General features: G+C 67.4%; 20 protein-coding genes. 17 read left to right on the top strand and 3 right to left on the bottom strand.

What is annotated here, in order from left to right:
• Positions 1-23 precede the first annotated feature (23 nt).
• The 5 genes from VET27_RS07005 to VET27_RS06985 all read left to right on the top strand — a co-directional run bounded on the left by VET27_RS07005 (position 24) and on the right by VET27_RS06985 (position 3,100).
• Positions 24-1,115: a M24 family metallopeptidase gene (locus tag VET27_RS07005; protein WP_526516455.1), complete on the top strand. Its 1,092-nt coding sequence runs from the start codon at positions 24-26 to the stop codon at positions 1,113-1,115.
• 39 nt (positions 1,116-1,154) lie between these two features.
• On the top strand, positions 1,155-1,718 hold the full coding sequence (gene efp / locus VET27_RS07000) for an elongation factor P (RefSeq protein WP_526516453.1): 564 nt from the start codon (positions 1,155-1,157) through the stop codon (positions 1,716-1,718).
• Positions 1,719-1,738: 20 nt separating this feature from the next.
• Positions 1,739-2,218 carry a transcription antitermination factor NusB gene (gene nusB / locus VET27_RS06995; protein WP_526516451.1) on the top strand — a complete coding sequence of 160 codons (480 nt, stop codon included), beginning with the start codon at positions 1,739-1,741 and terminating at the stop codon, positions 2,216-2,218.
• Positions 2,218-2,748, top strand: a complete 531-nt coding sequence (locus VET27_RS06990; RefSeq protein ID WP_526516449.1) for a hypothetical protein — start codon at positions 2,218-2,220, stop codon at positions 2,746-2,748. Before nusB ends, VET27_RS06990 begins: the two co-directional genes overlap by 1 nt.
• Before the next feature lie 100 nt (positions 2,749-2,848).
• Positions 2,849-3,100: a hypothetical protein gene (locus tag VET27_RS06985; RefSeq protein WP_526516447.1), complete on the top strand. Its 252-nt coding sequence runs from the start codon at positions 2,849-2,851 to the stop codon at positions 3,098-3,100.
• 41 nt (positions 3,101-3,141) lie between these two features.
• Here VET27_RS06985 and VET27_RS06980 read toward each other — a convergent pair whose 3' ends face one another.
• Positions 3,142-4,350 (bottom strand): serine hydrolase domain-containing protein, encoded by a 1,209-nt coding sequence (locus VET27_RS06980; protein ID WP_526516445.1) that lies wholly within the window; start codon positions 4,348-4,350, stop codon positions 3,142-3,144.
• 112 nt (positions 4,351-4,462) lie between these two features.
• Here VET27_RS06980 and pyrR point away from each other — a divergent pair, with 112 nt between their 5' ends.
• The 7 genes from pyrR (at position 4,463) to pyrF (ending at position 13,306) form a co-directional block, all read left to right on the top strand.
• The gene (gene pyrR, locus VET27_RS06975) at positions 4,463-5,035 is read left to right on the top strand and encodes a bifunctional pyr operon transcriptional regulator/uracil phosphoribosyltransferase PyrR (protein WP_526516443.1); all 573 of its coding nucleotides are present in this window, start codon (positions 4,463-4,465) and stop codon (positions 5,033-5,035) included.
• Complete coding sequence (locus VET27_RS06970; protein ID WP_526516441.1) at positions 5,032-5,985, top strand: aspartate carbamoyltransferase catalytic subunit; 954 nt, start codon at positions 5,032-5,034, stop codon at positions 5,983-5,985. Before pyrR ends, VET27_RS06970 begins: the two co-directional genes overlap by 4 nt.
• Complete coding sequence (locus VET27_RS06965) at positions 5,982-7,280, top strand: dihydroorotase (RefSeq protein ID WP_526516439.1); 1,299 nt, start codon at positions 5,982-5,984, stop codon at positions 7,278-7,280. The genes VET27_RS06970 and VET27_RS06965 overlap by 4 nt, the downstream gene beginning before the upstream one ends.
• Positions 7,277-7,777, top strand: a complete 501-nt coding sequence (locus VET27_RS06960) for a PH-like domain-containing protein (RefSeq protein WP_526516437.1) — start codon at positions 7,277-7,279, stop codon at positions 7,775-7,777. The genes VET27_RS06965 and VET27_RS06960 overlap by 4 nt, the downstream gene beginning before the upstream one ends.
• Positions 7,774-8,925: a glutamine-hydrolyzing carbamoyl-phosphate synthase small subunit gene (gene carA / locus VET27_RS06955; RefSeq protein WP_526516435.1), complete on the top strand. Its 1,152-nt coding sequence runs from the start codon at positions 7,774-7,776 to the stop codon at positions 8,923-8,925. The genes VET27_RS06960 and carA overlap by 4 nt, the downstream gene beginning before the upstream one ends.
• 224 nt (positions 8,926-9,149) lie before the next feature.
• On the top strand, positions 9,150-12,494 hold the full coding sequence (gene carB, locus VET27_RS06950; protein WP_526516433.1) for a carbamoyl-phosphate synthase large subunit: 3,345 nt from the start codon (positions 9,150-9,152) through the stop codon (positions 12,492-12,494).
• Positions 12,491-13,306 (top strand): orotidine-5'-phosphate decarboxylase, encoded by an 816-nt coding sequence (gene pyrF, locus VET27_RS06945; protein WP_526516541.1) that lies wholly within the window; start codon positions 12,491-12,493, stop codon positions 13,304-13,306. Before carB ends, pyrF begins: the two co-directional genes overlap by 4 nt.
• A gap of 61 nt (positions 13,307-13,367) precedes the next feature.
• On the opposite strand, the gene VET27_RS06940 is transcribed toward pyrF, so the two are convergent.
• Entirely contained in the window at positions 13,368-13,709 is a 342-nt protein-coding gene (locus VET27_RS06940; protein WP_526516431.1) for a hypothetical protein, read from the bottom strand.
• 275 nt (positions 13,710-13,984) lie between these two features.
• A complete protein-coding gene (locus VET27_RS06935) occupies positions 13,985-14,386 on the bottom strand; it encodes a hypothetical protein (RefSeq protein ID WP_526516429.1) in 402 nt (133 codons plus the stop codon).
• Positions 14,387-15,058: 672 nt separating this feature from the next.
• Here VET27_RS06935 and mihF point away from each other — a divergent pair.
• From mihF to metK, 5 genes are all read left to right on the top strand, one after another.
• Positions 15,059-15,382 carry an integration host factor, actinobacterial type gene (gene mihF, locus VET27_RS06930; protein WP_057165041.1) on the top strand — a complete coding sequence of 108 codons (324 nt, stop codon included), beginning with the start codon at positions 15,059-15,061 and terminating at the stop codon, positions 15,380-15,382.
• Positions 15,382-15,981, top strand: a complete 600-nt coding sequence (gene gmk, locus VET27_RS06925; RefSeq protein ID WP_526516427.1) for a guanylate kinase — start codon at positions 15,382-15,384, stop codon at positions 15,979-15,981. Before mihF ends, gmk begins: the two co-directional genes overlap by 1 nt.
• 52 nt (positions 15,982-16,033) lie before the next feature.
• On the top strand, positions 16,034-16,330 hold the full coding sequence (gene rpoZ / locus VET27_RS06920; protein ID WP_140696413.1) for a DNA-directed RNA polymerase subunit omega: 297 nt from the start codon (positions 16,034-16,036) through the stop codon (positions 16,328-16,330).
• A 42-nt stretch (positions 16,331-16,372) separates the two neighbouring features.
• Positions 16,373-17,629, top strand: a complete 1,257-nt coding sequence (coaBC, locus tag VET27_RS06915; RefSeq protein ID WP_526516425.1) for a bifunctional phosphopantothenoylcysteine decarboxylase/phosphopantothenate--cysteine ligase CoaBC — start codon at positions 16,373-16,375, stop codon at positions 17,627-17,629.
• Positions 17,630-17,744: 115 nt separating this feature from the next.
• Positions 17,745-18,953, top strand: a complete 1,209-nt coding sequence (gene metK, locus VET27_RS06910) for a methionine adenosyltransferase (protein ID WP_526516423.1) — start codon at positions 17,745-17,747, stop codon at positions 18,951-18,953.
• Positions 18,954-19,019: the final 66 nt, after the last annotated feature.

Below are 19,019 nucleotides of genomic sequence, written 5' to 3'. Positions count from 1 at the left end.
CGTAGCGAGTACCGTCATGAGCTGTGACGATTTCCCAGCGCAGGGCTCGCTTGCGTCGCAGACTGGCCGCCGCCGAGTTGGACGCAATGCTGGTAACGGACCTGGTCAACGTGCGTTATCTCTCCGGATTCACCGGTTCGAACGCGGCGCTGCTCATTCGTGTCGACGACGAGAGACCCGTGTTGGCGACCGACGGCCGGTACCGGACGCAGGCCGCGGAACAGTCTGCCGACGCCGAGATCGTCATCGAGCGGGCCTGTGCGCCCCACTTGGCGGCATCTGCGGCCGCGCGTGGCGTGCGGCGACTGGGGTTCGAGAGCCACGTGGTGACGGTCGACGGCCACACCCTGATGGCGAAGGCGGCGGGCGACGTCGAACTGGTGAGGGCCGCCGGCGCCGTGGAGGCCCTGCGAGAGGTCAAGGACGCCGGCGAGATCGCACTGCTGCGGTTGGCGTGCGAGGCCGCCGACGCGGCGCTCGCGGACCTGGTCGCCGCGGGCGGACTGCGGCCCGGTCGGACGGAGAGGGAGGTCGGCCGGGACCTGGAGTCACGGATGCTCGACCACGGCGCCGACGGTGTGTCGTTCGAGACGATCGTCGCCGCGGGCGCGAACTCGGCGATCCCACACCATCGTCCGACCGACGCGATGCTTGCCGCAGGCGACTTCGTCAAGATCGACTTCGGTGCGCTCGTCGCGGGCTACCACTCGGACATGACCCGCACGTTCGTGCTGTCGCCCGTCGCGCAGTGGCAACTCGACGTCTACGACCTGGTGTCGACCGCGCAGCGGCTGGGGCGGGAGGCGTTGGCGCCGGGTGTGTCACTGTCCGGGGTGGACGGCGTGTCGCGGCAGGTCATCGCCGATGCGGGGTTCGCGGAGAACTTCGGGCACGGTCTCGGTCACGGGGTCGGTCTGCAGATCCACGAAGCGCCGGGAATCAGTGCGTCATCCGCCGGTACACTGCTTGCTGGCTCCGCGGTGACCGTGGAGCCCGGTGTCTATCTACCCGGCCGCGGCGGCGTCCGCATCGAGGACACGCTGGTCGTGGGCAGTGACGATGCACCCACACCCGAGTTGCTGACCCGGTTCCCCAAGGAACTGGCAGTGCTTTAGGCACTGACAGACAGACATAGAGCTAGGAGTAGTACCCCCGTGGCATCGACCGCCGACTTCAAGAATGGGCTCGTCCTGCAGATCGACGGCCAGTTGTGGCAGATCACCGAGTTCCAGCACGTCAAGCCGGGCAAGGGCCCCGCGTTCGTGCGCACCAAGCTCAAGAACGTACTGTCCGGCAAGGTCGTGGACAAGACGTACAACGCCGGCGTGAAGGTCGAGACCGCGACCGTCGACCGTCGCGACACCACATACCTGTACCGCGACGGCAGCGACTTCGTGTTCATGGACGCCCAGGACTACGAGCAGCATCCGCTGCCGGAGTCTCTGGTCGGCGATGCGGCGAATTACCTGCTCGAGGGCATGCCGGTCCAGGTGGCGTTTCATGACGGCGCACCTCTGTATCTGGAACTGCCCGTCACGGTCGAACTACTCGTTGCCAGCACCGAACCCGGTCTGCAGGGCGACCGCTCCAGCGCGGGCACCAAGCCGGCCACCATGGAGACGGGCGCTCAGATCAACGTGCCGCTGTTCATCAACACCGGCGACAAGCTCAAGGTCGACTCCCGCGACGGCAGTTACCTCGGTCGCGTCAATGCCTGACGGCACGGGGAGTCGGGTGAATGCCTGACCGTCGCGGAGACCGTGGCCGCCATCAGGCGCGCAAGCGGGCGGTCGATCTGCTGTTCGAGGCGGAGGCGCGCGGGTTGACCCCGGCCGAGATCGCCGACGGTCGAACCTCGTTGGCGGAGGGTGACTCCGAGGTGTCCACCTTGAACCCGTACACCGTGACGGTCGCGCGTGGCGTCACCGAGCACGCCGCGCACATCGACGACCTGATCTCTGCTCACCTGCAGGGCTGGACGCTGGAGCGGTTGCCCGCCGTCGACCGGGCGGTGCTTCGGGTCGCGGTGTGGGAATTGCTGCACGCCGACGACGTTCCCGAGCCGGTGGCCGTCGACGAGGCAGTCGAGTTGGCCAAGAGCTTGTCCACCGACGAGTCACCGGCGTTCGTCAACGGCGTCCTCGGCCAGGTGATGCTGGTGACTCCGCAGATTCGCGCTGCCGCGGCTGCCGTCCGGAGTACCCCCGAGGGAGCTTGATGGCGGTACCGCAGGACTGGGCGCCGTACAGCACCCTCGACCAGGCGGCCAGGGTCTACCTCCGGGATGCCGAGCTGGCGCTGGACCAACTGTGGGCGTTGGTGGACTTCTCCGCGATCAATTCGTTCGTCATGTCCCACGGCGCCAGCGAGGACGCCTGGGGTGAGGCCGTCTGGCAGGAGGTCCTGCTCACCGACGGTCGTCGCCTCATCATGTGGCGCGCCGACGACGAACTGTTGACCGACGAGGACCACGCGTCCCGGCGCCTCCCCAACGCTTCGGCGCGGACGATTCTGCTGTCGACGATCACCGACCACATCCTCACCACCGAGTTCGAGGTCCTCGACGACGGAACCCGCAGACTCGCCGAAGTCCGCCTGCGGATGTACACCCAACTGTTGACGCGCACGCGGCAGAAGTCCGCGGTCGACACCGACCTGTTCTGTGAGTCCTTCCGCTACACCAAGACGGTCGACGACGGCGGGCTGGCTCAGATGCAGAGGCTGCTGCAGTTCGGCCGTGTGTTATGACAATCGACGTGACTCACCCGGCGGTCGCGTAGTCGGGCAACTCGATGGAATCCGCGGTCGTGAACGACTTCTTCGCCTACGAGGAGGGCATACTCAGTTCATGACCATTGAACGTGATGACGTGCGCCGACTGCTCGACGCCGACGACGATGCGGTTCTGGTGCTCATCGAGGGACGCGTCCTGGTGATCGGTCGTAGCGAACTCGACGACGATGCGCATCGCGGTGCCCTGCAGGTGATTTCACGAGCGGAGCTGCTGGAGCGCGTCGGTCGCCGCGCTGACTTCTCCGATGACGACCTGACCAGACAGGCGGCGATCCTCGATGCCGAGGTGTCCGAACTCGGCGGCTGACGGGCAGCCTGGCGCAAGGGTCCACGCACACAACCGAATCGTTACGACTCCAGGGCTTGGTACGTGCGGCGGACGAACCGCGGCTGAGCCGCCTGAAGCTTGGCCAGCGAGGTATTGCCGGCCACCGCTGCGGCTGCTGCGTCCGAGCTGAGGTCGGGCAGGTTCTGGATGAGGTACAGCATGATCAGATCCGCCGAGGGATCGGCCTGCCACCACGTGCCGTAGGCCCCGGGCCAACTGAACGTGCCGAGCCCGCCCGGCCCGAACAGCTGGCGAGACTGTGTGGCATCGGTGACGACGGACAGGTTCAGGCCGAAACCGCGTCCTCGCCAGAACGGCATGCCCAGGAACGGATGCGTCTTCTGCTGGTCGGTCAGCCGGTCCGTTCGCATCAGCCGCACCGATTCCTCGGAAAGCACTCTGACGCCGTCCACGGAACCGCCGCCGAGCAGCATGCGGGCGAAGGCGAGATAGTCGTCGGCGGTCGACCAGAATCCCGCTCCGCCGGTGCAGAACGTCGGCAGGGTCACCGGCGCCGGGCCCATGACGTCGTCTCGCAGGGTGCCGTTCTCGTCGAGCTGGTACATGGTGGCCGCCCGCCTACGACCTTCGTGGCTCACCGCAAACCCGGTGTCGGACATGCCGAGCGGCTCCAGGATGCGCGCCGCCAGCACCTCCGCCAGCGGTCTGGCCTCGATCCTGGACAGCGCGATGCCCAGCACGTCGGTCGCGTGGCTGTAGGTGAGGCGTTCACCGGGCTGATGGGCCAGCGGCAGCCGCGCCAGTTCGGCGAGCCAGCGGTCCTGATCCTGTCGGAACATCAGCGTGCCGTACGCCCGGCCCAGCGGCGGGCCGACCGAAAACGTGTAGGCGAGCCCGCTGCGGTGCGTCATGAGGTCGTCGAACGTGATCGGCCGTCTCAGCGGCACCGTCGCCTCGAGCGGACCCGCGGGGTCGGCCATCACTCGCACGTCGGCGAGCTCGGGCAACCACTTTGCGACCGGGTCGGTAAGAGCGAACGTGCGTTGCTCGATCATCGACATCGCCGCGGCCACCGTCACCGGCTTGGTCATCGAGGCGATCCGGAAGATGGTGTCGCGCTGCATCGGCAACCCGGCATGGACGTCGCGGTGGCCGAGTTCGTTGACCTGCAACACCTTGCCCGCTTGCCACACCATCGTGACGGCGCCTGCCAGCATGCCGGCGTCGATGGCGTCGCGGATGGACGCTTGGTTGTCATCGAGATTCACCGGGTCAGCTTAGTCAGCGTCGTCGAGCCGCACGCGGGTGCTAAGCTGCCGCGGAAGTTCGACGTCCTTTAACGATCCGTCCCGAGAGGCGGAGAAGGAGGTCCAGGTCAGTATGGCTGCACCCAGCCCCGACCGGGAATTGATGTCCGCCGCAGACGTGAGCCGGACCGTCTCCCGCATCGCTCATCAGATCATCGAGAAGACCGCCCTCGATGGCGCCGACGCGCCGCGCGTCATCCTCCTCGGCATTCCGACCCGAGGCGTGACGTTGGCCGCCCGGCTCGCCCACAACATCACCGAGTTCTCGTCGGTCACCGTCCCCGCAGGTGCCTTGGACGTCACGCTCTACCGGGACGACCTCAACTTCAAGCCACCCCGCCCGTTGGAGGACACGTCGATCCCCGATGGCGGCATTGACGACGCGGTGGTCGTTCTGGTGGACGACGTGCTGTACTCCGGCCGCACCGTGCGGGCCGCGCTCGATGCGCTGCGCGACCTCGGCCGCCCGCGCGCGGTTCAACTTGCGGCCCTGGTCGATCGGGGTCATCGTGAGCTTCCCTTCCGCCCCGACTACGTCGGGAAGAACGTGCCCACCTCCCGCAACGACAACATCAAGGTGCTGTTGACCGAACACGACGGCCGCGACGGCGTGCTGATCGCGAACACCGGGGGTCCGGCCCGGTGAGCACCAGGCACCTGCTCTCGGCGGCCGACCTGTCCCGCGACGAGGCGACCGCGATCCTCGATGACGCCGACCGGTTCAGCCAGGCGCTCCTCGGCCGGGAGGTCAAGAAGTTGCCTACGCTGCGCGGGCGCACCGTGATCACGATGTTCTACGAGAACTCGACCAGGACGAGGGTGTCGTTCGAGGTCGCGGGCAAGTGGATGAGCGCCGACGTCATCAACGTCAGCTCGTCGGGATCGTCGGTGGCCAAGGGTGAGTCGCTGCGCGACACCGCCCTCACCCTGCGGGCCGCCGGTGCCGACGCGCTGATCATCCGGCACCCGGCTTCCGGTGCGGCGCAACAGCTTGCGGAGTGGACGCTCGAGGCGAACGACTCCGGGCCCAGCGTCATCAACGCCGGTGACGGGACGCACGAGCATCCGACCCAGGCGCTGCTCGATGCGCTGACCATCCGCCAGCGACTGGGGTCGGTCGAGGGCAAGCGCGTCGTCATCGTGGGCGACGTGCTGCACAGTCGCGTGGCGCGTTCGAACGTGCTTCTGCTGGCCACGCTCGGCGCGGAGGTGGTGCTCGTCGCGCCACCGACCCTGCTGCCGATGGGTGTCGAGACGTGGCCGGTCACGGTGTCCCACGACCTGGACGCCGAACTTCCCGCCGCGGACGCGGTGCTCATGTTGCGCGTGCAGGCCGAGCGGATGAACGGCGGCTTCTTCCCGTCGGCAAGGGAGTACTCGGTGCTCTACGGGCTGTCGGAGAAGCGGTCGGCCAAGCTCGCCGCCCACGCGGTGGTCCTGCACCCCGGGCCGATGCTGCGCGGCATGGAGATCGCGTCCTCGGTGGCCGACTCGTCGCAATCAGCGGTGTTGCAACAGGTTTCCAATGGCGTCCACGTCCGGATGGCGGTGCTGTTCCATCTGCTCGTCGGCGCGGGTTCAGAGGTGAATGCTTGAGTGTTTCGGTCCTACTACGGGGCGTGCTGCTCTACGGCGAGGGTGAGCCCGTCGACGTCCTGGTCGACGATGGTCAGATCGCCGAGATCGGCGCCGAGATCGGCGCTCCCGACGACGCAGACGTGATCGACGCCCGCGGTCAGGTCCTTCTGCCCGGCTTCGTCGACCTGCACACCCATCTTCGCGAGCCCGGCCGCGAGTACGCCGAGGACATCGAAACAGGCTCGGCCGCAGCAGCTCTCGGTGGTTACACGGCGGTGTTCGCGATGGCCAACACCGACCCCGTCGCCGACAGCGCCGTCGTCACCGACCACGTCTGGCACCGAGGACAGCAGGTCGGCCTGGTGGACGTGCATCCGGTCGGCGCGGTGACCGTCGGACTCAAGGGCGCCCAACTCACCGAGATGGGCTTGATGGCCGCAGGAGTGGGCCGGGTGCGGATGTTCTCCGACGACGGCATCTGCGTGCACGACCCGCTGGTCATGCGGCGTGCGCTGGAGTATGCCAGCGGCATCGGCGTGCTCATCGCCCAGCACGCCGAGGAGCCGCGACTGACCGTCGACGCCGTCGCCCACGAGGGGCCGAACGCCGCCCGACTCGGGCTGGCCGGCTGGCCGCGATCCGCCGAGGAGTCGATCGTCGCGCGCGACGCCATCCTCGCTCGCGACGCGGGAGCGCGCGTGCACATTTGCCACGCCTCCACCGCCGGCACCGTCGAGCTGGTGAGATGGGCCAAGGAGCAAGGCATTTCGATCACCGCCGAGGTGACGCCGCATCACCTGCTGCTCGACGACGCGCGGCTCGAGTCCTACGACGGGCGCAACCGCGTCAACCCGCCGCTGCGCGAGGCCAGTGACGCGCTGGCACTACGGCAGGCGCTCGCGGACGGCGTCATCGACTGTGTCGCGACGGACCACGCCCCCCACGCCGAACACGAGAAGATGTGCGAGTTCGCGGTCGCCCGCCCAGGCATGCTCGGATTGCAGACCGCGCTGTCGGTCGTCGTGGAGACGATGGTGCAGCCGGGCTCGATGACGTGGCGTGACGTCGCGCGCGTGATGAGTGAGGCACCCGCAGCCATCGTCGGACTCCCCGACCAGGGCAGGCCACTGGAGGTGGGCGAGCCCGCCAACCTGACGGTCGTCGACCCCGACGCCACCTGGACGGTGAGTGGAGCCGACCTGGCCAGCCGGTCGGAAAACACCCCCTATGAATCGATGACCCTGCCCGCCGTCGTGACGCTGACGCTGTTGCGCGGCAAGGTCACTGCGCGGGATGGGAAGAGCCCGGCATGAACACCCCTACTCTGATCGCGTTGCTGATCATCGCTGCGCTGCTGGCCCTCCTGATCGCCTTCTTCATCCGACAGATGCTGCGTGGCTGGCTGCACCGCGCCCAGCGGCAGGCGGAGATGATTGGCTCACTACCGCCGCTGCCCGACACCGTCGGGCCCGTGATCATCCCAGCCACCAAGGGGCTGTACGTCGGCAGCACGATCGCGCCGAGCTGGCAGGACCGCATCGCCGTGGGGGATCTCGGCTTCCGGAGCAAGGCCGTTCTGACCCGTTATCCCGAGGGAATCATGCTGCAGCGCACGGGTGCCGGCCCGATCTGGATTCCGGATGAGTCGATCACCGCGATCCGGACCGAGCGCGGCATCGCCGGCAAGGCGCTGACGCACGACGGCATCCTCGCCATCCGCTGGAAGTTGCCATCGGGCACCGAGATCGACACCGGGTTCCGCGGCGACGACCGCCGCGAACTCGCCAATTGGATAGAGGAGGCCGCATGAGCGAGGAGCGAAGCGGATCGCGCAGCGTCGGTTCGAAGGCCGTGTTGGTGCTTGACGACGGTCGGGTGTTCACCGGCACCACGTTCGGCGCGGTCGGGCAGACGCTGGGGGAGGCGGTGTTCTCCACCGGCATGTCCGGCTACCAGGAGACCCTGACCGACCCCAGCTATCACGGCCAGATCGTCGTCGCGACGGCGCCGCAGATCGGCAACACGGGCTGGAACGATGAGGACGGCGAAAGCCGTGGCGACAAGATCTGGGTCGCCGGATACGCCGTTCGAGACCCGTCACCGCGCGCCTCGAACTGGCGAGCCACCGGAACGCTCGACGACGAACTCGTCCGCCAGGGCATCGTCGGGATCGCGGGCATCGACACCCGCGCTCTCGTCCGTCACCTTCGCACCGCGGGGTCGATGAAGGCGGGCGTGTTCTCGGGCGATGCTCTGGCTGACGTCGACGAACTGTTGGCTCGCGTGGGCAGCCAGCGGTCGATGCTGGGTGCCGACCTCGCGGGCGAGGTGAGCACCGATTCCACCTACGTCGTGGAACCCGATGGGCCGCAGCGCTTCACGGTCGCTGCCCTCGATCTCGGCATCAAGACCAACACGCCGCGGAACTTCGCCCGGCGAGGTGTCCGGACCCACGTACTGCCGTCGAGCACCACCTTCGACCAGCTGGCCGCGCTCGAGCCCGACGGCGTGTTCCTGTCCAACGGTCCAGGAGACCCGGCTACCGCCGACCACGTGGTCGAGGTGACGCGGAACGTACTCGCGGCCGGAATCCCACTGTTGGGCATCTGTTTCGGCAACCAGATCCTAGGCCGCGCGCTGGGCCGCTCGACGTACAAGATGACCTTCGGTCACCGCGGGATCAACGTTCCGGTCATCGACCACACCACCGGTCGCGTCGCGATCACCGCGCAGAACCACGGCTTCGCCCTCGAAGGCGAGGCGGGCGAGGAGTTCGACACCCAGTTCGGTCGTGCCGTCGTCAGTCACACCTGCGCCAACGACGGAGTCGTCGAAGGCATCAAATTGCTTGATGGAAGGGCGTTCTCGGTGCAATACCACCCCGAGTCGGCGGCAGGTCCGCACGATGCCGAATACCTGTTCGACCAGTTCATCGATCTGATGGCGGGGGAGAAGTGAACCCCTTCTCCGCGCACCCCTCCTCCGCGTACCCCTCCTCCGAGCACCCCTCCTCCGCGAGCGTGCGTGTCTGCGGCGCGACACGCCGCGTCGAGGCCGACAAAGCGCACGCTCGGCGGAGCGGTCGGATGCACAGCGCCGCGCCGAGCGTGCGCAAACTCAGATCACTAGGCGGCGTGTCGGCCGCAGACACGCACGCTCGCGGGAAGTTGGGGGGTCGTTAGATGCCACGTCGCGCAGATATCAACCACGTGTTGGTGATCGGGTCCGGGCCGATCGTGATCGGTCAGGCCTGCGAGTTCGACTACTCGGGCACCCAGGCCTGCCGCGTGCTACGCGCCGAGGGCCTGCAGGTGAGCCTGGTCAACTCGAACCCGGCGACCATCATGACCGACCCCGAGTACGCCGACAACACCTACGTCGAGCCCATCACCGCCGCGTTCGTCGAGAAGGTGATCGTGCAGCAAGCGGAGCGCGGCAACAAGATCGACGCGCTGCTCGCCACGCTCGGCGGCCAGACCGCCCTCAACACCGCCGTTGCACTCTACGAGAACGGCGCACTCGACCGACACGGTGTCGAACTCATCGGCGCAGACTTCGAAGCCATCCAGCGTGGCGAGGACCGGCAGAAGTTCAAGGACATCGTCGCCAAGGTCGGTGGCGAGTCCGCGAAGTCGCGCGTCTGCTTCACGATGGACGAAGTCCGCGAAACGGTCACGGAACTCGGCTTGCCGGTCGTGGTGCGGCCGTCGTTCACGATGGGCGGCCTCGGTTCCGGGATGGCGCACAGCGCCGACGACCTCGAGCGGATGGCGGGCGACGGACTGGCCGCGTCCCCAAGCGCCAATGTGCTGATCGAGGAATCCATCTTCGGGTGGAAGGAGTTCGAGCTGGAGCTCATGCGCGACAGCCGCGACAACGTGGTGGTGGTGTGCTCCATCGAGAACTTCGATCCGATGGGCGTGCACACGGGTGACTCGGTCACCGTCGCGCCGGCGATGACGCTGACCGACCGCGAGTATCAGAAGATGCGCGACCTCGGCATCGCGATTCTGCGGGAGGTCGGCGTCGACACGGGCGGCTGCAACATCCAGTTCGCCGTCAACCCGTCCGATGGGCGACTCGTCGTCATCGAGATGAATCCGCGCGTCTCGCGATCGAGTGCCTTGGCGTCGAAGGCCACCGGATTCCCGATCGCCAAGATCGCCGCCAAGCTGGCGATCGGCTACACGCTCGACGAGATCGTCAACGACATCACCAAGGAGACCCCGGCCTGTTTCGAGCCCACGCTCGACTACGTGGTCGTCAAGGCGCCGCGGTTCGCGTTCGAGAAGTTCCCCGGAGCCGACCCCACGCTGACGACCACGATGAAGTCGGTCGGTGAAGCGATGTCGTTGGGCCGCAACTTCATCGAAGCGCTCGGCAAGGTCATGCGCTCCCTCGAGACGGGTCGAGCCGGCTTCTGGACCGGCGATGACCCCGACCTCTCGGTCGACGAGTTGCTGCAGCGGCTCAGGACACCGACGGACGGCCGCCTGTACGACATCGAGCAGGCGCTGCGGCAGGGTGGCACGGTCGAGCAGGTGGCCGAAGCCTCTGGCGTCGACCCGTGGTTCGTCGATCAGATCAACGGGTTGGTCACCCTGTGGACCGACCTGCGCGCCGCGCCCGTGCTGAACGAGGAAATGTTGCGCACCGCCAAGCACAGCGGCCTGTCCGATCGCCAGATCGCCGCGCTTCGGCCCGAACTGGCGGGTGAGGATGGCGTCCGGACGCTGCGACGACGGCTGGGAATCCACCCCGTCTACAAGACGGTGGACACGTGCGCCGCCGAGTTCGAGGCCAAGACGCCCTATCACTACAGCAGCTATGAGTTCGATCCCGCGGCCGAGACCGAGGTGGCGCCGCAGACCGAGAAGCCCAAGGTACTGATCCTCGGGTCCGGTCCCAACCGGATCGGCCAGGGCATCGAGTTCGACTACAGCTGCGTGCACGCCGCCACCACGCTGAGTGAGGTCGGTTTCGAGACCGTCATGGTGAACTGCAACCCGGAGACGGTGTCGACCGACTACGACACCGCCGACAGGTTGTACTTCGAGCCCTTGACGTTCGAGGATGTGCTCGAGGTGTACCACGCCGAATCCGCCTCCGGGGCAGGAGGACCCGGCGTCGTCGGGGTGATCGTGCAGCTCGGCGGCCAGACCCCGCTGGGCCTGGCTCAGCGTCTGGCCGACGCCGGCGTGCCGATCGTCGGGACCAATCCGAAGGCGATCGACCTGGCCGAGGACCGTGGCGAGTTCGGCGAGGTGCTGCGAAACGCCGGGTTACCTGCACCGCGCTTCGGCATGGCGACGAGCTTCGAGCAGGCCCGGCGCATCGCTGCCGACATCGGCTACCCGGTGCTGGTGCGGCCGTCGTATGTGCTGGGCGGTCGAGGCATGGAGATCGTGTACGACGACGAGACCCTGCGCGGCTACATCACTCGCGCCACTGAACTCTCGCCAGAACACCCGGTGCTGGTCGACCGGTTCCTCGAAGATGCGATCGAGATCGACGTGGACGCCCTGTGCGACGGCGCCGAGGTGTACATCGGCGGTGTGATGGAGCACATCGAGGAAGCCGGCATCCACTCGGGTGACTCGGCGTGCGCCCTGCCGCCGGTGACGCTGGGCAGGCAGGACATCGCTGCGGTCCGGCACGCAACCGAGGCCATCGCCCACGGCATCGGCGTGGTCGGACTGTTGAACGTGCAGTACGCGCTGAAGGACGACGTGCTCTACGTGTTGGAGGCCAATCCACGCGCGAGCCGCACGGTGCCGTTCGTCTCGAAGGCCACCGCGGTGCCGCTGGCGAAGGCGTGCGCACGGATCATGTTGGGCGCCAGCATTGCTCAGCTCCGGGAGGAAGGCGTCCTCGCCGCGACGGGCGACGGAGCCAGCGTCTCGCCGAACGCTCCGATCGCGGTCAAGGAGGCGGTGCTGCCGTTCAACCGGTTCCGCAAGGCGGACGGCTCACAGGTCGATTCGCTGCTGGGGCCCGAGATGAAGTCGACGGGCGAGGTGATGGGCATCGACCGCGACTTCGGCACGGCATTCGCCAAGAGTCAGACCGCGGCGTACGGCTCGCTGCCCGCCGAGGGCACGGTGTTCGTCTCGGTGGCCAACCGCGACAAGCGCTCGCTGGTGTTCCCCGTCAAGCGGCTCGCCGATCTCGGATTCAGGGTTCTCGCCACGGAGGGAACCGCGGAGATGTTACGCCGCAACGGTATACCCTGCGACACGGTGCGCAAGCACTTCGAGGAGCCCAGCCCCGACAGGCCGGCGATGTCGGCGGTCGAGGCGATCCGGGCCGGCGAGGTCGACATGGTCATCAACACGCCGTACGGAAACTCCGGCCCGCGCATCGACGGCTACGAGATCCGGTCGGCGGCGGTGGCCATGAACATTCCCTGCGTCACGACGGTGCAGGGGGCCTCGGCGGCGGTGCAGGGCATCGAGGCGGGCATCCGCGGCGACATCGGCGTGCTGTCGCTGCAGGAACTGCACAGCAGGCTCGGCGCTTGGACATGACAGGCTTCGGCCAGCGGTTGGCCGCCGCGATGGCTGACCGTGGCCCTCTGTGTCTGGGTATCGATCCGCACCCGGAACTGTTGAGGGCGTGGGGATTGCCGGTCGACGTCGACGGGCTCAACGCGTTCTGCGACGTGTGCGTCGAGGCGTACGCTGGCTTCGCCATCGTCAAGCCGCAGGTGGCGTTCTTCGAGAGTTACGGAGCAGCAGGCTATTCCGTGCTCGAGACCGCCATTGCCGAGCTACGCGACGCAGGCGTTCTGGTGCTCGCCGATGCCAAGCGCGGTGACATCGGCACCACCATGGCGGCCTACGCGGCCGCGTGGGCAGGCGACTCGCCGCTGGCGTGCGATGCCGTAACGGCGTCGCCCTACCTGGGGTTCGGGTCGCTGCGCCCACTGCTCGACACGGCCGCCGAGCACGACCGCGGAGTGTTCGTCCTGGCCGCGACGTCCAATCCCGAGGGTGCGAGCGTGCAGCTCGCCGTGGCCGATGGGCGGACGGTCGCCCAGTCGATCGTCGACGACGTCAGCGCTGAGAACCGTGCTGCGGGAGCGGGTTCCGTCGGTGTCGTGGTGGGCGCCACGCTGGCCGACGTTCCAGACCTCAGCGACGTGGGGGGACCGGTACTCTTGCCGGGGGTCGGCGCGCAGGGCGGCCGACCGGACGCGCTCCGCGGTCTCGGCGGGGCGGCGCCGGGAACGCTGTTACCGGCGGTGTCCCGCGAGGTGTTGCGGGCTGGTCCCGACGTCTCGGCCGTGCGGGCGGCGGGGGAGCGCATGCGGGACGCCGTCGCCTACCTCACCGGCTGACCCAGACCCGAAGACGGCGGCCCACCGCTGCCGGTGACCCGCCGCCTCGTCGTCTGTTGGCTTACAGCGGAATCCACATGCCGAGGAACCAGAAACCCCAGCCTGCAACGTTTTCGTCGGGCATCGGGGTGACCTGCTGGCCGTTCCAGTTGAACGGCTGGTGATCCTGACGGCCCTGGTCGACGTCCCGGTTCTGCCAGTTGGCAGGTGCGGGATTACCGCCGCCATCGTTGCCAGGTCCCCGGTTGTCGTCGTGCTGGTCCTGGCCGCAAGGCGGCCTGTTCGGTGCGTTGCACTGTTGCCCAGGATCGGCGACTGCCGTACCGAGGCCCACGCCGAACAACCCGGCGAGCCCGACTCCGGCAGCCAGGGTCGATGCGTACAGGGCCCTCTTGAAAGCCACTACGTCACTCCGCATCTCGTCGGTGCGGACGATTTCGCCTCACACGCGAGACATTGAGTGCCTCCGATGAGCCCGCTCCGTGTCGAGGGTGGGTGCGCGCTGTGCATTCGACAATAGTACGAAAACCGTTTGCCATCAGGGATTGCGGAGACCTTCCGACCAGGAAGAACGAATTCGGGCGGCCTCGAGTTGATGCGAGCATCTCGGATGCGACGAAGCGGCCGGTGGTGTCAACACCACCGGCCGCTCCATCGCCGAGAAAGTCGGTCAGACCGTCACAGCGGAATCCAGATGCCGAAGAACCAGAAGCCCCAGTTGTTGTAGTCCTGGTTGTAGATCGGCTGTACCCAGTTGCCGTTGTAGTTGAACGGCTGGTGATCGAACCGACCCTGGTCGATACCGCGCCATCCGAGGTCGGGAGGCGGCTGTCCCCACTGAGGCCCGCCAGGGCCTCCGTGGTAATCGGGACCGCCGCCGCCAGGCCCACTGGTCCGTGGTCGTCTGGTCCACCGGGTCCGCCCCATTGGGGCCCGCCGGGTCCATCGAAGCCGCCTGACCCCCGCCACCGTTCGGTCCGCCTGGACCGCCGGGGCCGCCTTGCTGCTCTGGCGGCGGCCCGCCGGGCCCGCCGCGATCACCCTGCTGCTGGGGTGGCGCCCCGCCAGGTCCGCCGCCACCCGGCCCGCCCGGACCTTGGCAGTTGCCAGACTGTGGCCCGCACGGCGGGGGGCCGCCGGGCTGGGCCGCCGCGAATCCGACACCCGCGGTGAAAATGGAGAGGCCGACGCCGACGACGATGGCGGAAGCACAGATAACAGTCTTGAGATGCATGGCAGCTTCCCTTCGAGGTTTCGATGGAGAGGGATAGGCCCCGACAGCCGCACGCTATGGACTCGAGCTGTGTGTCAGCTATTTCCTGCGTATGAGTGGCGTACGTGACGCACGCAACCCAAGTGACGGGCGGGGTCTGGCCGCGGTTCGACTCGGCGTCTCCGACACGCCCGACATGCCATGACCAGCGAAATTCTCATCAAACGGGTGCCACGGCGTGACACCTCGGTCCGCCGGCAGCCGCCCCGCCCGGCTCCGGGACTGCTGAATACCACCCAAAACCACTGCCATGCAGGCACAACGCCGCCATTGGCGATCTTCACGAGACCCGTGTCGACAGGCTGGCTGGATTCGGATGATTGCCCTACACGCTGCGCTTTTGACCCGGTAAGTCGGGGGGTGGGGTTAGCTTTCGTCAGCGGCCGTGGGTACGGTCGTCGTCGCTGGCTGGTTCTCTAACCAGTCAAGACACAAGTAAATGATGGCCAGTACGAAGATGGCGAGAGACGGAGGAACCCGTGGCCCTTCCCCAGTTGACCGACGAACAGCGCGCGGCAGCGTTGGAGAAGGCTGCTGCCGCACGTCGAGCGCGAGCTGAACTGAAGGATCGACTCAAGCGCGGCGGCACCAACCTCAAGCAGGTCCTCAAGGACGCTGAGAGCGACGAGGTCTTGGGCAAGATGAAGGTTTCCGCGTTGCTGGAGGCGTTGCCGAAGGTTGGCAAGGTCAAGGCGCAGGAGATCATGACCGAACTCGAGATCGCACCGACCCGCCGCCTGCGCGGCCTCGGAGATCGTCAGCGCAAGGCCCTGCTGGAAAAGTTCGACTTCACGGCAGATTAGTGCCGGCGAGGGACCGGGCGGCGGTTGCGGTGAGTCGAATCGTCGTGCTGTCCGGTCCCTCCGCAGTCGGTAAGTCGACCGTGGTCCGCTGCCTGCGCGAACGGGTCCCGGACCTCCACTTCAGCGTCTCGGCGACCACCAGGGCGCCCAGGCCGTGTGAGGTCGACGGTGTGGATTACGCGTTCGTCACCCCTGAGCGGTTTCAGCAGCTGATCGATGACGGCGCGCTTCTCGAGTGGGCCGAGATTCACCGTGGCCTGCACCGCTCGGGAACGCCTGCAGAACCCGTCAGAGCCGCTGCGAGCGCCGGATTCCCGGTGCTCATCGAGGTGGATCTCGCCGGGGCGCGGTCCGTGAAGGCCGCCCTGCCGGAGGCGATCACCGTGTTTCTGGCCCCTCCGAATTGGGAGGCGCTGGAGTCCCGATTGGTCAGGCGGGGCACCGAGAGTCCCGAGGTGAGGGAGCGCCGACTCGCCACCGCACGCGACGAACTCGCTGCCCAGAACGACTTCGACGTCGTCGTAGTCAACGAGCAATTGGAATTTGCCTGCTCAGAATTGGTATCCTTGCTGACGGGCAAAACGCCGGATCCGGCGTGAACACATCGAGCAGTTAGCTAGCCCTCAAGCGAAAACGCCAGGAGACAACTTCGTGACAACCCCTGTCGAGAGCACCGACTCCGACGCCGCCAACGCCTACGACACCCCGCTGGGCATCACCAACCCGCCGATCGACGAGTTGCTGTCCCGCGCGTCGAGCAAGTACGCACTAGTGATCTATGCCGCCAAGCGGGCGCGCCAGATCAACGACTACTACAACCAGCTGGGCGACGGCATCCTCGAGTACGTCGGCCCGCTCGTCGAGCCGGGACTCCAGGAGAAGCCGCTGTCGATCGCAATGCGCGAGATCCATGGCGACCTGCTCGAGCACACCGAGGGCGAGGGCTAAGCCCCCCGCACCGGCCATGAGCCTCTCGGGCGAAGAGTGGAAATGAGCGAGCGGAAGCGGATCGTCGTAGGCGTCGCGGGCGGCATCGCCGCCTACAAGGCGTGCACCGTGGTCCGCCGGCTCTCGGAAGCCGGCCACTCCGTTCGCGTCGTTCCCACCGAGTCGGCGCTGCGCTTCGTCGGCGCCGCCACGTTCGAGGCACTTTCAGGGCAGCCGGTACGCACCGGTGTCTTCGAAGACGTCAGTGAGGTTCCGCACGTCCGCATCGGCCAAGAGGCCGACCTCGTGGTCGTCGCTCCGGCGACGGCCGACCTGCTGGCCCGTGCCGTCGCCGGCCGCGCCGACGACCTGTTGACCGCCACACTGCTCACCGCGAGATGTCCGGTGCTGTTCGCGCCGGCCATGCATACCGAGATGTGGTTGCACCCCGCCACCGTCCACAACGTCGAGACGCTGCGGCGCCGGGGGAACGTCGTGCTCGAACCCGCGTCGGGCAGGCTCACCGGATCGGACAGCGGCGCAGGCCGGCTGCCCGAGCCCGACGAGATCTCGACGCTCGCCCAGCTTCTACTCGACCGTCCCGACGCGCTGCCCTTCGACCTCGCAGGGGTGAAGGTGCTCGTCACCGCCGGTGGCACGCGTGAACCATTGGACCCGGTGCGCTTCATCGGCAACCGGAGTTCGGGCAAGCAGGGTTACGCGATGGCCCGCGTTGCCGCTCAGCGCGGCGCGGACGTCACCCTGATCGCGGGCAACACCGCGGGACTCGACGACCCTGCGGGTGTCGACGTCGTGCACATCGGCTCGGCGAGCCAACTGCAGGACGCAGTGTCCAAGCACGCGCCGTACGCGAACGTGCTCGTGATGGCCGCTGCCGTGGCCGACTTCCGGCCCACCCAAGTCGCGTCCAGCAAGATCAAGAAGTCGCACGAGCCGGGCGCCGAGGCCGCGCCGGCGATCGAGCTCACGCGGACCGACGACGTGCTGGCGGGCTCCGTCCGGGCCCGCGCCGACGGTCAGCTGCCCAACATGCGGGCCATCGTCGGATTCGCCGCCGAGACGGGTGACGCCAACGGCGACGTGCTCTTCCACGCTCGGGCGAAACTGCAGCGCAAGGGGTGCGATCTTCTGGTCGTCAACGCCGTCGGTGAGGGCCGCGCGTTCGAGGTGGACAACAACGACGGCTGGCTGTTGGCTGCCGATGGCAACGAAGTTGCACTGGAGCACGGTTCGAAGACATTGATGTCGAGCCGTATCGTGGACGCGGTCGTGGCGTTCCTCGGGAACCGTGCCGGGTGACGGCTTCGACAGCGACACGCTGCACATAAGTGTTGTGTCGCGGCAGGGCGCAGGCTTGGCTGCAGCAAGGCATCGATATGATTCGCACAACTAAGTTTCGGAGAGGGATGACACCGTGAGCAAAGGTCGGCTGTTTACCAGTGAGTCGGTGACAGAGGGACACCCCGACAAGATCTGTGACGCCATCAGCGACTCGGTGCTCGATGCACTGCTCGCGCAGGACCCTAAGTCACGCGTCGCAGTCGAGACGCTCGTGACGACCGGTCAGGTGCACGTCGTCGGTGAGGTCACCACGACGGCCAAGGAAGCGTTCGCCGACATCCCGAAGACCGTGCGCGCGCGCATCCTCGAGATCGGTTACGACTCGTCGGAGAAGGGCTTCGACGGCGAGACCTGTGGCGTCAACATCGGCATCGGTGCTCAGTCGCCCGACATCGCGATGGGAGTCGACACCGCGCACGAGGCGCGGGTCGAGGGTGCAGGCGATCCGCTGGACGCGCAGGGTGCCGGCGACCAGGGTCTGATGTTCGGCTACGCCATCAAGGACACGCCCGAGCTGATGCCGCTGCCGATCGCGTTGGCGCACCGCCTCGCCCGCAGGCTGACCGAGGTCCGCAAGAGCGGCGTGCTGGACTACCTGCGGCCCGACGGCAAGACCCAGGTCACGGTCCAGTACGACGGCACCACCCCGGTCCGCCTGGACACCGTCGTGCTGTCCACCCAGCACGCCGACGGCATCGACCTCGAGGCCGGTCTGACGCCGGACATCCGCGAGAAGGTCGTCAACACCGTGCTGGCCGACCTCAATCACCAGTCCATGGACACCTCCGACTACCGACTGCTGGTGAACCCCACCGGCAAGTTCGTCCTCGGCGGCCCGATGGGTGACGCCGGCCTGACCGGCCGAAAGATCATCGTCGACACCTACGGCGGCTGGGCCCGTCACGGCGGCGGCGCGTTCTCCGGCAAGGATCCGTCCAAGGTGGACCGTTCCGCCGCGTACGCGATGCGGTGGGTGGCCAAGAACGTCGTCGCAGCCGGCCTGGCCGAGCGCGTCGAGGTCCAGGTTGCCTATGCGATCGGCAAGGCCGCCCCGGTCGGGCTGTTCGTCGAGACCTTCGGCTCGGAGACCGTCGATCCGGCCCGCATCGAGAAGGCCATCACCTCGGTCTTCGACCTACGGCCCGGCGCCATCGTCCGCGATCTCGACCTGCTGCGGCCGATCTACGCGCCGACCGCCGCCTACGGCCACTTCGGCCGCACCGACATCGAGCTGCCGTGGGAGCAGACGAACAAGGTGGACGAACTGAAGGCTTCCGTCTAAAGGCTCGACAGCCAAGCTGACGCAACGGCCCTCATCTCCCTCGCGGGATGGGGGCTGTTGCGTTTC

The organism is Mycobacterium sp. (genome assembly GCF_035633495.1).
Taxonomy (GTDB): Bacteria; Actinomycetota; Actinomycetes; order Mycobacteriales; family Mycobacteriaceae; genus Mycobacterium.
Note: the sequence above shows the minus strand (reverse complement) of the source record. Positions and strands in the feature narration are given on the sequence as shown.

Excerpts from the sequence above, each read along its gene's own strand:
- carB (WP_526516433.1), top strand. The coding sequence starts at position 9,150 with ATGCCACGTCGCGCAGATATCAACCACGTGTTGGTGATCGGGTCCGGG.
- VET27_RS06960 (WP_526516437.1), top strand. The coding sequence starts at position 7,277 with ATGAACACCCCTACTCTGATCGCGTTGCTGATCATCGCTGCGCTGCTG.
- VET27_RS06985 (WP_526516447.1), top strand. The coding sequence starts at position 2,849 with ATGACCATTGAACGTGATGACGTGCGCCGACTGCTCGACGCCGACGAC.
- VET27_RS06990 (WP_526516449.1), top strand. The coding sequence starts at position 2,218 with ATGGCGGTACCGCAGGACTGGGCGCCGTACAGCACCCTCGACCAGGCG.
- carA (WP_526516435.1), top strand. The coding sequence starts at position 7,774 with ATGAGCGAGGAGCGAAGCGGATCGCGCAGCGTCGGTTCGAAGGCCGTG.
- coaBC (WP_526516425.1), top strand. The coding sequence starts at position 16,373 with ATGAGCGAGCGGAAGCGGATCGTCGTAGGCGTCGCGGGCGGCATCGCC.
- pyrF (WP_526516541.1), top strand. The coding sequence starts at position 12,491 with ATGACAGGCTTCGGCCAGCGGTTGGCCGCCGCGATGGCTGACCGTGGC.
- pyrR (WP_526516443.1), top strand. The coding sequence starts at position 4,463 with ATGGCTGCACCCAGCCCCGACCGGGAATTGATGTCCGCCGCAGACGTG.
- nusB (WP_526516451.1), top strand. The coding sequence starts at position 1,739 with ATGCCTGACCGTCGCGGAGACCGTGGCCGCCATCAGGCGCGCAAGCGG.